This is a genomic window from Xanthobacter sp. 91, assembly GCF_000702385.1.
GTDB lineage: Bacteria > Pseudomonadota > Alphaproteobacteria > Rhizobiales > Xanthobacteraceae > Xanthobacter > Xanthobacter aminoxidans.
In genome coordinates this window covers 4,914,626-4,928,002 of the sequence record NZ_JNIB01000001.1, presented here as the reverse complement: position 1 = coordinate 4,928,002, position 13,377 = coordinate 4,914,626, and the positions used below count along the sequence as shown (strand labels likewise).

The 13,377-nt window shown below is 64.3% G+C and carries 9 protein-coding genes; 7 read left to right on the top strand and 2 right to left on the bottom strand.

Features of this window, described 5'->3' with window-relative positions; all coding sequences use genetic code 11:
- Positions 1-17: 17 nt before the first annotated feature.
- Together A37E_RS0123020 and A37E_RS0123015 are read right to left on the bottom strand one after the other, a co-directional pair.
- Positions 18-1,475 carry a mannose-1-phosphate guanylyltransferase/mannose-6-phosphate isomerase gene (locus tag A37E_RS0123020; protein ID WP_051679281.1) on the bottom strand — a complete coding sequence of 486 codons (1,458 nt, stop codon included), beginning with the start codon at positions 1,473-1,475 and terminating at the stop codon, positions 18-20.
- A gap of 85 nt (positions 1,476-1,560) precedes the next feature.
- Complete coding sequence (locus A37E_RS0123015; protein ID WP_029558760.1) at positions 1,561-2,880, bottom strand: UDP-glucose/GDP-mannose dehydrogenase family protein; 1,320 nt, start codon at positions 2,878-2,880, stop codon at positions 1,561-1,563.
- Between the two features lie 926 nt (positions 2,881-3,806).
- Between A37E_RS0123015 and gmd the strand changes: the two genes are divergently transcribed.
- From gmd to A37E_RS0122980, 7 genes are all read left to right on the top strand, one after another.
- Complete coding sequence (gene gmd / locus A37E_RS0123010; RefSeq protein ID WP_029558759.1) at positions 3,807-4,889, top strand: GDP-mannose 4,6-dehydratase; 1,083 nt, start codon at positions 3,807-3,809, stop codon at positions 4,887-4,889.
- A gap of 1 nt (position 4,890) precedes the next feature.
- Positions 4,891-5,847, top strand: coding sequence for a GDP-L-fucose synthase (locus tag A37E_RS0123005; RefSeq protein ID WP_029558758.1), 957 nt, complete (start codon positions 4,891-4,893; stop codon positions 5,845-5,847).
- A 38-nt stretch (positions 5,848-5,885) separates the two neighbouring features.
- The gene (locus tag A37E_RS0123000) at positions 5,886-7,166 is read left to right on the top strand and encodes a WcaI family glycosyltransferase (protein ID WP_081837738.1); all 1,281 of its coding nucleotides are present in this window, start codon (positions 5,886-5,888) and stop codon (positions 7,164-7,166) included.
- Positions 7,167-7,412: 246 nt separating this feature from the next.
- Positions 7,413-8,897, top strand: coding sequence for a hypothetical protein (locus A37E_RS0122995; protein ID WP_029558756.1), 1,485 nt, complete (start codon positions 7,413-7,415; stop codon positions 8,895-8,897).
- A 55-nt stretch (positions 8,898-8,952) separates the two neighbouring features.
- Positions 8,953-10,707 carry a hypothetical protein gene (locus A37E_RS0122990; protein ID WP_156026409.1) on the top strand — a complete coding sequence of 585 codons (1,755 nt, stop codon included), beginning with the start codon at positions 8,953-8,955 and terminating at the stop codon, positions 10,705-10,707.
- Positions 10,708-10,779: 72 nt separating this feature from the next.
- The gene (gene rfaE1 / locus A37E_RS0122985) at positions 10,780-12,243 is read left to right on the top strand and encodes a D-glycero-beta-D-manno-heptose-7-phosphate kinase (RefSeq protein WP_029558754.1); all 1,464 of its coding nucleotides are present in this window, start codon (positions 10,780-10,782) and stop codon (positions 12,241-12,243) included.
- Positions 12,244-12,376: 133 nt separating this feature from the next.
- Positions 12,377-13,369, top strand: a complete 993-nt coding sequence (locus A37E_RS0122980) for a glycosyltransferase family 9 protein (protein WP_051679280.1) — start codon at positions 12,377-12,379, stop codon at positions 13,367-13,369.
- Positions 13,370-13,377: the final 8 nt, after the last annotated feature.

Sequence of the window (13,377 nt, the reverse complement as noted above, 5' to 3'; positions counted from 1 at the left end):
GCTCTTGGGACCAGCGCTCAGGCGCGCTGGTAGATGTCCTCGAAGCGGGTGATGTCGTCCTCGCCGAGATAGGAGCCGGTCTGGACCTCGATGAGTTCCAGCGGGATCTTGCCCGGATTCCTGAGGCGATGGACGGTGCCGATGGGCAGGTAGGTGGATTCGTTCTCGTGCACCATGAAGGTGCGGTCCTCCAGCGTGACCTCGGCTGTGCCGTGCACCACGACCCAATGCTCGGACCGGTGGTAGTGCTTCTGCAGCGAGAGCACGCCGCCGGGCTCGACCACGATCTTCTTCACCTGGAAGCGTTCGCCTTCGCACACGCTCTCCAGTGTGCCCCAAGGCCGGTGCACCGTGAGGTGCTCGTCGACCTCCCGGGGATTGCGTGTCTTCAGCAGGTTGACGAGGTGCTTGACGTCCTGGCTGCGGCTGGAGGGCATGACCAGCACGGCGTCATAGGTCGCGATGACGGACAGGCCATCGATCCCGATGGCGGTCACCAACGGGCCGTCGGAACGGACATAGGAATTGGAACTGTCCAGCAACTGGACCGACCCCACGGTGACGTTGCCGCTCTGGTCCTGTGCGCCGATCTCGTACAGTGCGTCCCATGCCCCCACGTCCGACCAGCCGAAGCTGCCGCGCACCACCGCCGCAAGGCGCGTGCGCTCCATCACGGCGAAGTCGATGGACTTGGCGGGGGCCGACTTGAAGGCCACCGGATCAAGCCTCAGGAAGCCGACGAGGTCCATCTTGGCGTTCGCCACGGCCGAGTTGACGGCCGCCGCGATGGCCGGCTCGTAGCGCTCGGCCTCCTCCAGAAGGAGACCGGCGGGGAAGAGGAAATTTCCCGAGTTCCAGAGGTAGCCCGCCTGGACATAAAGCTCAGCGGTGGCGCGATCCGGCTTCTCGACGAACGAATCCACCTCATAGGCGCCGAGCGGGTCCAACTCAGTGCCCAGCCGGATGTAGCCGTAGCTGGTGCGCGGTTCGGAGGGGGAGATGCCGAACGTCACGATGCGGCCGAGGCGCGCGATCCGCGCCCCGAGTTGCACGGCTTCCCGGAAGGCGGCCGTGTCCTGCACCACGTGATCCGAGGCAAGGGCAAGGACCAGCGTCTCGGGCCCATGCGTCTCGGCCACATGACGCGCGGCCGCCAGAAGAGCCGGCGCGCTGTCGCGCCGGGCAGGCTCCAGCATGACGGTGGCATCGATGCCGATCTCGCGCGCCTGACGTTGCGCGAAGAAGCGAAACTCCTCGTTGGCCACCACCACCGGAGGGCCGAAGAGGTCGTCGGGCGCCGACCGCAGCAGGGTATCCTGGTAGAGCGTGTGGTTGGACGCCAGCGGCAGGAACTGCTTCGGCAGGCTGTTGCGCGACAGCGGCCAGAGGCGTGTTCCCGATCCTCCGGCCAGGACGACCGGAATGATCTTCCCGGCGGCTGCGTGGGGGGGCTCGGGTTGGGCTTGGCTTGTCATGGAAGGCGCCTGATGTTGAATCGAGGCAGTTTACCGCAAGGTGGCCGCCCGGTGCACAAAGAGTGCGACCGGGCGCCAATGCTGCTCAGGCGTCCGCGACGGTACGGCGTCCGATGCTGGAATAGCGGAAACCAAGGCTTTCCATCTCGTCCGGGCGATAGATGTTGCGCAGGTCGATCACCACCGGCTGCGCCATCATGCCGTGGATCCGCTTCAGGTCGAGGGCGCGGAAGGCGTCCCACTCGGTGACGATGACCAGGGCGTCGGCGCCCTCGGCAGCATGATAGGGGTTGTCCACGTAGGTGACGTTGTCGAGGACGAGCTTGGCCTGCTCGATGCCCTCGGGATCATGCGCCTTGATGACCGCGCCGCCGTCCTGGAGCGCGGTGATGATGGCGATGGAGGGGGCATCGCGCATGTCGTCGGTGTTGGGCTTGAAGGTGAGGCCCAGCACGCCGACGGTCTTGCCGCGCACCGAGCCGCCCAAAGCCTCGGTGACCTTGCGGGCCATGGCGCGCTTGCGCTGGTCGTTCACCGCAACGACGGTCTCGACGATCCGCACGGGCGCGCCATAGTCCTGCGCCGTCTTCATGAGGGCGAGGGTATCCTTCGGGAAGCAGGAGCCGCCATAGCCCGGGCCCGCATGGAGGAACTTCGAGCCGATGCGGTTGTCGAGGCCGATGCCGCGGGCCACGTCCTGCACATTGCCGCCCACCTGCTCACAGAGATCGGCGATTTCGTTGATGAAGGTGATCTTGGTGGCGAGGAAGGCATTGGCCGCATACTTGGTCAGCTCGGCGGTGCGGCGCGAGGTGAAGAGCAGCGGCGACTGGTTCAGGAAGAGCGGACGGTAGAGCTCGGTCATCACCTGGCGGGCGCGCTCGTCCTCGGTGCCCACGACGATGCGGTCGGGGCGCTTGAAATCGGTGATGGCGGCGCCTTCGCGCAGGAACTCCGGGTTGGAGACGACCGCGAATTCCGCCTCTGCGCGCGTTTCGCGGATGATGCGCTCCACCTCGTCACCGGTGCCCACCGGCACCGTGGATTTGGTCACAACGACCGTATAGCGGCTGATGGCGCCGGCAATGTCGCGCGCGGCCTGATAGACGTAGGAGAGGTCGGCATGACCGTCACCGCGGCGCGAGGGCGTACCGACCGCGATGAAGACGGCATCGGCCTCCGCGACGCCCTCCGCCAGGCTGGTTGTGAAATCGAGCCGCTCAGCCTTCACGTTGCTTGCGACAAGCTCGGCGAGGCCGGGTTCATAGATCGGAATCTCACCCTGTTTCAGGGCCTGAATCTTGCCGGCATGGGTGTCGACGCAGGTGACGGTATGGCCGAAATCCGCAAAACACGCACCCGAGACCAAGCCGACATACCCTGCCCCAATCATCGCAATACGCATGATGAGTCTTCCCGATCAGGATTTCGCTTGCCTAAACAGCGGCGCTTTATGCTGATTACGTTCATTGCAGTGAATTCTCAATGACGTTTTTGCAGCGCGGGATAAGCTCTGGGTTCGGGCGGTCGGTGGAGGCCGCTTCTCCTCGCGCTAGCCGGCGACTTCAAGTGCTCGGCCATCACGGCATCGCGGCGATCCGCTCCGCGAAGAGCGGGGCGGCGCACATGCTGCGGATATTGTGACGGCAACCTTTTTCCGCATTTTGCGAGAAGAGGCCGACCATGGGTTGCCGGATGGCAGACTGGTATAATTTGCCGGCTACTGACGCATTGCGTGGCAGTTCGGCCGGCCGCGCGAATCGTGACCCAGATCAAATTTTGCGTTGCAATAAGGGGGGATGCTTTGTATTGCATTGCATAGCTAGGACTGTCACGACGCAGGGAGATTTTCCGCTGCCTTAAGTTGTGGGCGTCGCCTTTTGTACTCCTGAGATGGGTGTTGCAAGCTTTGGGCGTGTGAAGCTCGCCTACCGCTGGTATTGCAAGGTCGAACTCGGCTGCCGAAGGCGATGGGGGCGATTTTGTCTTGAGTTTTCTTTGTCTCGGATACTCCTCGCGGGATGTCGTTCCCATAGGGCGCTTTTGGCTTCCTCGCAGCCTCCGCTCTCTGCGGCCTCGCCTGCATCGCGCTCGCGTGTTTTCGAGGTCTTGTCGGTATTGGTGGCTTGGTATCGGCCAGGCGAGTTCGGTCGTTGCTGCCGCAAACCGTTAAAGTGATTTGTTGAATGCGGCCCGCAGGCGCAGTCGCGCTGCGAGGGGCCGGGACGGGGCTTCATCCTGCGGATTTGGGTGGGGTTTTGTGGTGTGGGGCGGATGGGGTTGAGCGGCTTCGTCCTGCTTCGGGGGTGACGCTAGTTTATGAGGCGATTCATGTCTGTGCAGGTTCCGTCGAACGGAAAAGTTGCTCTTATCACCGGCGTGACGGGTCAGGATGGGGCCTATCTATCGGAATTGCTGCTGTCCCAGGGCTATGTCGTTCACGGCATCAAGCGGCGCTCGTCGTCCTTCAACACCGGCCGCATCGAGCACATCTACCAGGACCCCCACGAGGGCGACGCCCGCTTCATCCTGCACTACGGGGACATGACCGACTCCACCAACCTGATCCGGGTGGTGCAGCAATGTCAGCCGGACGAGATCTACAATCTTGCCGCGCAGAGCCATGTGCAGGTGTCGTTCGAGACGCCGGAATACACCGCGAACGCCGACGCCATCGGCGCGCTGCGCCTGCTGGAGGCGATCCGCATCCTGGGGCTCGAAAAGAAGACTCGCTTCTATCAGGCCTCCACGTCCGAGCTGTATGGGCTGGTGCAGGAAGTGCCGCAGTCCGAGACCACACCCTTCTATCCCCGCAGTCCTTATGCGGCGGCCAAGCTCTACGCCTACTGGATCGTGGTAAACTACCGCGAGGCCTATGGCATGCATGCCTCCAACGGCATCCTGTTCAACCATGAGAGCCCGCTGCGCGGTGAGACCTTCGTCACCCGCAAGATCACCCGCGCGGTCGCAGCGATCAGCCACGGGAAGCAGCAGAAGCTCTATCTCGGCAATCTCGACGCCAAGCGCGACTGGGGCCATGCGCGCGAGTATGTCCGCGGCATGTGGCTGATCCTCCAGCAGGAAACCGCGGACGACTATGTGCTTGCCACCGGCGAGACCACGGAGGTCCGCAAGTTCGTGGAATGGGCGTTCGAGGACGTGGGTCTCCATCTGGAATGGCGTGGCAGCGGCGTCGATGAGAAGGGCTACGACAAGGCGTCCGGCCGCTGCCTCGTGGAGGTGGACCCGCGCTACTTCCGCCCGACCGAGGTGGACCTGCTCATCGGCAACCCCAAGAAGGCCCATGAGAAGCTCGGTTGGACCCACGAAACCTCCGTGCGCGACCTGTGCCGCGAGATGGTCCAGGAGGACCTGAAGGTGATGCAGACGGCGACCGTCATGAAGGAAGCCTGACATGGCATCCTACGCGCTCCAGGGGAAAAACGTCTGGGTGGCCGGCCATCGGGGCATGGTGGGGTCGGCGATCGTTCGGCGGCTCGCTTCGGAGGGGTGCAACATCATCACCGCGTCGCGCGCCGACGTGGATCTGAAGGATCAGGCCGCCGTTCGCGCCTTCGTCGAGCGAGTCCGGCCGGACGCCGTATTCCTTGCCGCGGCGAAGGTGGGGGGCATCCTCGCCAACGACACCTATCCGGCCGATTTCCTCTACGACAACCTGATGATCGAGGCGAACATCATCGAGGCGTCCCATCGTTTCGGTGTCGAGAAGCTGCTGTTTCTCGGCTCGTCGTGCATCTACCCGAAGATGGCGCCACAGCCTATCACCGAGGACTCGCTGCTGACTGGTCCGCTGGAGCCGACCAACGAATGGTATGCGGTCGCCAAGATCGCCGGCATCAAGCTGGCGCAGGCCTATCGTCGCCAGCACGGCAGCGACTTCATCTCGGCCATGCCCACCAATCTCTACGGGCCTGGCGACAATTTCGATCTCAATTCCAGCCATGTGATGCCGGCCCTCATCCGCAAGGCGCACGAGGCGAAGCTGCGCGGCGACAAGGAGATCGTCATGTGGGGCACGGGCACGCCCCGCCGCGAGTTCCTCCACGTCGACGATTGCGCGGACGCCTGCGTGCTGCTGATGAAGACGTATTCGGGCGACACCCACATCAACGTGGGCTCTGGAGAGGACGTGACCATCCTCGAGCTGACCCGCACGGTCTGCGACGTCGTCGGCTTCACCGGAGAGATCGTTCACGACCTGTCCAAGCCTGATGGCACGCCGCGCAAGCTGATGAGCGCGGACAGCCTCCGGGCGTTGGGATGGACGCCGTCTATCCCTCTGCGAGAGGGCATCGCGGCGAGCTATCGCTGGTTCCTGGAGAATCAAGGCGAGCTCAGGGCCGCGAGCTGAAGCGGCGGCGAGCGGCGCAGGTCATGGACGGATTTTGAATGGGCAAGCTTCTCGTCTCGGCCATGAACCACGCACCGGAACTCACCGGCTGCGGCAAATACACCGGAGAGCTGGTGGCGCTCATGGTCCGCCGTGGCCATGAGGTTGAGGTGGTGACCGCGCCGCCCCATTATCCCGGCTGGACGGTCAAGGCGCCGTATCGCAACCGCTACTCCACCGAAGTGTTGGACGGCGCGCGCCTCTATCGCTGCCCTGTCCTGGTGCGCGCCGCCATGGGCGGCGTGTGGCGGCTGATCGCGCCGATGTCGTTCGCGCTCACTTCGGCTCCCGTGACGCTGTGGCGGGCCCTGAGCCTTAGGCCGGATACCGTTCTGTCTATCGAGCCGACCCTGTTTGCGGCTCCGTTCGTGCTGCTTTCGGCTTGGCTCGCCGGCGCGCGCACCGTGCTCCATGTCCAGGATCTCGAGGTGGACGCGGCCTTTGCCGTCGGGCACCTCGGCGGGGCAGGGGGGCTGAAGCGCCTCGCTGCCGCCTTCGAGCGGTTCTGCCTGTCGCGGTTCGACACCATCGTCACGATCTCCCAGCGCATGGCGGAGAAGATCGCCGAGAAGGGCATTCCCGAGGAGCGCATTGCGTTGGTGCGCAACTGGGTGGATCTCGGTCACATCCGCCCGTCGCCGACGGATCTTGCCTATCGCGAGGAACTGGGCCTGCCGCGTGATGCCTTCGTGGCGCTCTACTCCGGCAACGTCGGACCCAAGCAGGGGCTCGACGTGGTGGTCGAGGCGGCGCGGCTGCTGGCGGACCGGAACGACATCATCTTCGCCATCGCTGGCGAGGGGCCTTCCCTGGAGGGCTTGCGGCGTCAGGCCGCGGACCTCCCCAATGTGCGTTTCCTGCCCTTCCAGCCCTATGCACGCCTGTCGCAGTTCCTGAGCGTGTGCGACCTGCATCTTCTGCCTCAGCAAGCGAGCGCGGCGGATCTGGTGCTGCCGTCCAAGCTCGGCGGCATGCTGGCGAGCGGGCGGCCGATCCTGGTCACCGCGGAGCCCGGCACCGAACTGGCAGACTTCCTCGCTGGGGCCGCGACCCTCGTGAGCCCGGGAGACGCCGGGGCGATGGCCGATGCCGTGCGGCGCCATCAGTCGGGCAGCCTGCCCGACACGAGCGTGCGGTGTGGTCAGCTTGCCGCGACATTGTCCGAACAGAGCGCGATGGATAAACTCGAAGACCTGTTGATGCCGGCAGGAACCGGCGATCGTCAACGTGATGCCCGTAGCGAACGGGATAGCCCGCAACGCAGCCCGCACAGCGCGTGAAGCAGCCGTGCTGCTGCACGTGCGGGGCCAAGACAGGTTGCGTGATTTCGGCCGGTGCACGGCCCTACGGTTGCATTAAGGCATCGCGCGTTGCCATGCCTCGGTTTGGGACACTTTCGGGGTAGGTGTGTGATAATATTGGATGTTGTGTCTCGTTTCGTAAGTGGTGCTTGTCTCGGCTCCATGCAGGGCGTTGCAATCATCTACTGAGTGTTCTGCACCGACGGTAAGGATGGAAGGAAAATAATGAGCGCCTTTTTGCGGACGTCCTATTGGCTCGTGCTGATAGCCGGCGCGATCGCCCAGGCGTTCCTGGGGGCGGATCCGGTCGTCCTTGGCGTTATGGTGGTCATATGCTGCTTCGAGCCGGCCATCGTTCGCGGCCAGCCGATGCGCTCGTCCGACGTCATGATGCTCGGACTGATCATGTATTCCGGGTACTTTCCCATCCTCATCAAGACTGCGCTTGGACAGGCCGTTGACGAAAATCTCACCGATCCGGTCAATTCAAGCATCGTGCATTTCCTGGGATTTGCCTCGGTTTTTGTCGGATATCTGCTTTCGTATCGGTTTACTGCGGTTTCCCCCTTCATATCCAACTTGGCGGCCGTGCTGACGGACGACAAGAAGTTGAAGGCGTGTGCGGTCGTCTGTTTCCCGATCGGTGCGGCCGTCACTGTCGCGCATATCATCTTGCGGCCGGCCGCCTCGCAGGTCTCGGTTGATGCGGGCGACTCCGTTGGCTTTCTCGGGAATTTCTCGTTTATCGCGAACTTCGCCCTTATCTGCCAGGCCGCCTACGCCTTCGGTCTGGGCGGAGGCCGGCGTCGAGGCATGGTATTTTTAAGCTTCATGTTGCTCACCTTCATGGTTTTGTCTGTGTTGGGTAACGTGAAATACATCTTTGTTTCTTGTATATTGTCGATTATTTTCATAATTATATTTTCGCGCCATACCGTAAATGTCGCGAAAGAGGCGGTCGTCGGAGCGATTATATTCTTCGTTCTCGCCTTTTATATTTCTCCTATCATCCATCTGTCGAGAGATGCGTCTACCACGCAGACGATCAGTGAACGCGTTGAGCTCGCGCTGGGCTGGCTGGATCGCGTGGACTACAATCCGTTCGAGCTGCAGGAGAGGGCGGAAGCGAAGCTGGCCGTGTATGGCTCCTTCCGCGATCCGTCACTGAACTATCTGTTTCCGAGCACGGCCAATCTGGATCGCTTCTGCATCATCCAGCCGGTGGATCAGGTCGTCTCCCGCTCCGAGTTTTTCGGCATCCAGGGCTTTGAATCCTTCCAGGGCCTGGCGTCGTCGATCCTGCCCTCCTTCCTCGTGGACAAGCTCGCCGCATCCAGCCCGGATTTCATCGCGTGGTATTACGGAATAAGAACTCCGGGCGTGGTCGGGCGCCCCGTCATCGGACTGACGGCGAGTTCTTTTGCCGTCGGGGGATATCCGGCTGCGATATTCCTGCCCGGGTTGATCATGTTCGGCGCCTTCTACCTGGTCAATCGCTTCTCCGGGCCGTTGAAGGGCAACGTCGTCGGCGTCTTCATGCTGGGTGTGTGCCTGGGCCTCATCGAGAAGGAGGCGGCTGAGATCATCGCCTTTTTTGCCCGTCAGTTTTTGATCGTGCTGGCATTTCTGTTCATCGTCCGGCAAGCGCTGGGCCTTGTGACGGCGCAGTCCGTGTCTGCAATGCCCATCCGGGTCTCCTTGAAACGCTGAGGGCGGTGCGGTGGCCTTTGGATCGGCAAAGCCGGGGATGGCGAGGAACGCTCAGATGTCGCTGATGAACCGGCGCGCTGCCTTGGCTCTGTTGGGTGCTGGGGGGGTCCATCTCGGCCTCCGTCCGAGCCCAGCCGCTGCGTCGGATGAAATGGCGGAATGGGGCGGCATCGATCAATGGGGACCGCGCTTCCGCTGGGACGAGACCGCCGGGCTGCTGATCACCAAGGGCGGGGGACCGGGCTACGCCACCCGCACGACCAGCGCGATGATGGTCCATCCGACCCGCGAAAGCGCGACCTATGCCGTCGCGCTCGCGGACTACGGGCATCCGCGCGCGGTGGAGCGGATCAACCGGATCGTGATGCGGCTCGCCGACGAGCAGGATACCAATCCCTTCAGCCTGACGTTCGGCACGTGGCCCTGGTATGTCGAGGAACCGCTCTCGGAAATGCGGCCCCCCGACCTCAACTGGGCCAATTTCATCGGAGCGCGGCTGTGCGAGCTGCTGTGGGACCACGGCGGGCTGCTCACCCCTGAAGCTCGCTCCAAGGCGAATTTCGTCCTGCTCAACGCCTGTGCGTCCATCATGCGGCGGAACGTTGGCCTCGACTATACCAACGTCGCGGTGATGGCGATCCGGGTGACCGGTATGGCAGGGCACCTGCTGAATATGCCGGAACTGACCAGCTATGCCGTCACGCAGATGCAGCGCTTCAGTGCCTATACGCGGCAGCAGGGCGGCCTGACTGAATACAACAGCCCAGTCTACACGGTCCTTGCGCTGACGGAGCTGGAGGCGATCGTCTACTACCTTTCTGACGAGCGGATCCATCGCGACGCGTCCGCCCTTTGGCGCGAAACGTGGGAAACCGTCGCCTTCCATTTCCATCCACCGACTCAACAGTGGGCCGGGCCGCACAGCCGGGCCTATATGGACCTTCTCGCCACCGAGGGCTGGCCCATGGTGGAGGAACGGATCGGGCGCGATGTCCCCGCGCGGTTGCGCGCATTGCAGCGCCCCCCCAAATACTCGATCCCCTGCCCGGAGGATTTGAAGGTCTATTTCACCGATGCGGCGCCGCTCCCCCGCACCGTGCGAGAGCGCTACCGTCGCTTCGCCGACAATGGCGACGAGATCTGGGGCACCACATGGCTGGCGCCGGAAGCCTGCCTCGGCAGCGCATCCATCGCCATGTGCTGGGCGCAGGCCCACCCGGTGATCGGATATTGGAAGGGCGGCGCCAAGCCAGTCGTCTTCCGCGCCCGGGTCATGAAGGACAAGTTCGATTTCGCCTCCTTCGGCATGCGCGCGGCCCAGAGCGAAGGCCGGGTGCTCGTGGCGGCCTATCCGCTCGTCGACGCTGGTGATCGATTTCCCAACATGTTCCGGTCGAAGGACGGATACGAGGGCTCCGAGCTGCGGTTCCGCTTCACCGTGCAGGGGGCAGGGGCCCAGGCGCGGCGGATCGCCGACGACAAGATCGAGCTGAGCGCCGGCGGTTGGAAGGCCGTGGTCTCCACCGGACCTTGTCGCTATGACGGGCGCGATGTCACCGGCCAGTGGACCGCCCGAACCGAGGGAGATATCGCCCTCGCCGAAGTGCCGGTGCCGCTTGCGGGGCGGATCAAGCCCGAAGAGCTTAAGGATACGCTGTTTTCTGCGGGGGTGTCCGTCGTGCCGGTCGCCGAGGTCGCCAATCCGCCGGCCGTTACGGTCGGCGAGGCGCACGACGCGCGGGTGGCTTCCAAATCGCTGAGCTGGGGGGATTTGCGGCTGGTCTCGCCTGCCGTTCCGGTATCGAGATGATCCGTCCCGACCGCCGAATGCAGATCGGGATTGCATCTTCTGAAATGGTTCTAATCGCCGTGAGGAGGCGAGATGTCCGTTATTGATCAATTCGCGGGCGTGCGTGTGCTGTGTCTCGGTGACGTCATGCTTGATCGCTTCGTCATGGGGGCCGCGCGCCGCATTTCGCCGGAAAGCCCGGTGCCGGTGCTGTCGGTGACAGGCAGCACCACCATCGCCGGCGGCTCGGCAAACGTGGCGCGTAACATCGCCTCCCTGGGGGGGCGGTGCACGCTGGTCGGCGTCATCGGGGCTGATTCCTGCGGCGCGGAACTCAAGCGCATCCTCGATGAGACGCCGGGTGTCGCGTCGACCTTCGTGGAGGTGCCGCAACGTCCCACCACCGAGAAGATCCGCTTCGTCGCCCAGGGCCAGCACATGCTGCGCTCGGATAGCGAGGACAATTCGCCCGTCGCGCCGGACGTGGAGGAGGCGATCGTCGCCCGGATCGCAGCGGCGCTGCCGGAGCACGATGTGGTGGTGCTCTCGGACTACGCGAAGGGCGTCCTGACGACGGACGTGATCCGGCGGGTGGTCGAGTTGGCGACACGGCGCGGGGCCCCCGTCATTGTCGATCCCAAGAGTTCGGACCTGGCGCGCTATGACGGGGCGACCCTGGTCACGCCCAATCTGCACGAGACTTACCTTGCGACCGGCATCCAGGGGGACGACGATGCGTCGGCCGTGGCGGCGGCCCGCAAAGTGCTGGCCGGCACCACGATCGGGGCGGTCCTCGTGACCCGCTCGGAAAAGGGCATGACGCTGGTGCAGCGCACCGCCGAGCCAGTCCACATCCCCACGGCCGCCCGCGAGGTGGCCGACGTGGTGGGTGCCGGCGATACAGTCATCGCGGCCCTCTCGCTGGTGGTCGGTGCCGGCGGGGACCTGCAGGAAGCGGCCTATATCGCGAATGCCGCTGCCGGCGTGGTGGTGGGCAAGCGCGGCACTGCCACCGTCTCGCGCGATGAACTCCTCGCCGAGCTGGACCGGCAGAGCTACACGGACGGGAACCCGTCCTCAGCCAAGGTCGTCTCGCGCGCGGAGGCGGCGGCGCAGGTCGCGGCCTGGCAGCGCCACGGGCTGGCGGTTGGCTTCACCAATGGCTGCTTCGACATCGTCCATGTGGGGCATGTGGGCATCATCGAATTCTCCCGGGCCCATTGCGACCGCCTCGTGGTCGCTGTGAATTCGGACGCTTCGGTGAAGCGGCTCAAGGGGCCGAGCCGCCCGGTCAACGGCGAAATGGATCGGGCGCAGGTGATTGCGGCCCTCGGAGCCGTCGACCTGGTGGTGGTGTTCGACGAGGACACGCCCAAGGAGATCATCGAGGAACTCCAGCCGGATGTTCTCGTGAAGGGGGCAGACTATCAGGTCTCCGAGATTGTCGGCGCCGACAGCGTGCTCGCGCGAGGAGGCCGGGTGCTGCGCTTCGAGCTCGTTCCCGGGCGCAGCACCACCAAGGTCATCAGCCGCATGACCGAGGGCGTCAGCGCCTGAACGGCTCATTCCCGCTCGGCCCGCCGGTTCGCCGCGCGGGCCGGCGCCTTCCCCCTTCCGCCCGCGACATCGGCATCTCGCTCGCCGCCCGGCTCAAGTGGCCGCCTCAATTCTCGACAGGGTCACGTCTTCGATGAAGCGCCTGATCATCTACCGGCTCGGAAGTCTCGGCGACACCATCATCGCCTTACCCTTCTTCCGGCGTGTCGCCGAACTCTATCCCGACCACGAGCGCATCGTGCTGACCAATGTGCCGGTCTCGTCCAAGGCGGCCCCGCTGCTGTCGGTTCTGGGGACCGAAATCGTGCATGGCGCGCTGTCCTATCCGGTGGGCACGCGCAGCCCGGCCGCCTTGTGGGACTTGCGCCGTCGGCTGATGGCACTCGGCGCGGATACAATGATCTACATGATGCCTTCACGCGGGGTCGTGAACGTCTACCGAGACCTGCTGTTCTTCAAGCTGTGTGGCTTCCGCAGCATCATCGGGGTTCCCTACACTCGCGACCTCGACACCTGCCGCATCTCCCCGCAGACCGGTGAGGAGGAGCCGGAATGCGAGCGCGTCGGCCGCGCGCTCGCAGCGCTCGGTCCGGTGGATCTGCACGATCCCGCCAATTGGGATCTGGCGCTGTCGCCCGCCGAGCTCGCCGCGGGCCGCGGGATCGTGGCGCCCATCGCAGGCGTGCCATCCATCGCGATCAATATGGGCGGCAAGGCGGCGCAGAAGGACTGGGGCGTCGACAATTGGCGCAGCCTGCTCGGCGCGATCAGCCAGAAGCATCCAGGACATGGTTTGCTGGTGGTGGGGGCCGCCGAGGACTCGGCGCGCGTGGACGCGATACGCGACGTCTGGCGCGGGCCGCTGATCGACGCCTGCGGCGCTCTCGCTCCCCGTGAATCGGCGGCGGCGATGCAGACCGCGCAGCTTTTCATCGGGCACGATTCAGGGCCGCTGCACCTTGCCTCCGCGGCCGGCGTGCCCTGTATCGGGCTGTTCGGCGATTTCAACCGGCCGCGCAAGTGGCATCCCTATGTGGGCCGGAACCGCACGATCCATGACATGCGGGGGGTGAGGGCGATCACCGTCGATCAGGTGGTTGCTGCGGTGGCGGAGCAAATTGGCTGATGCACCAG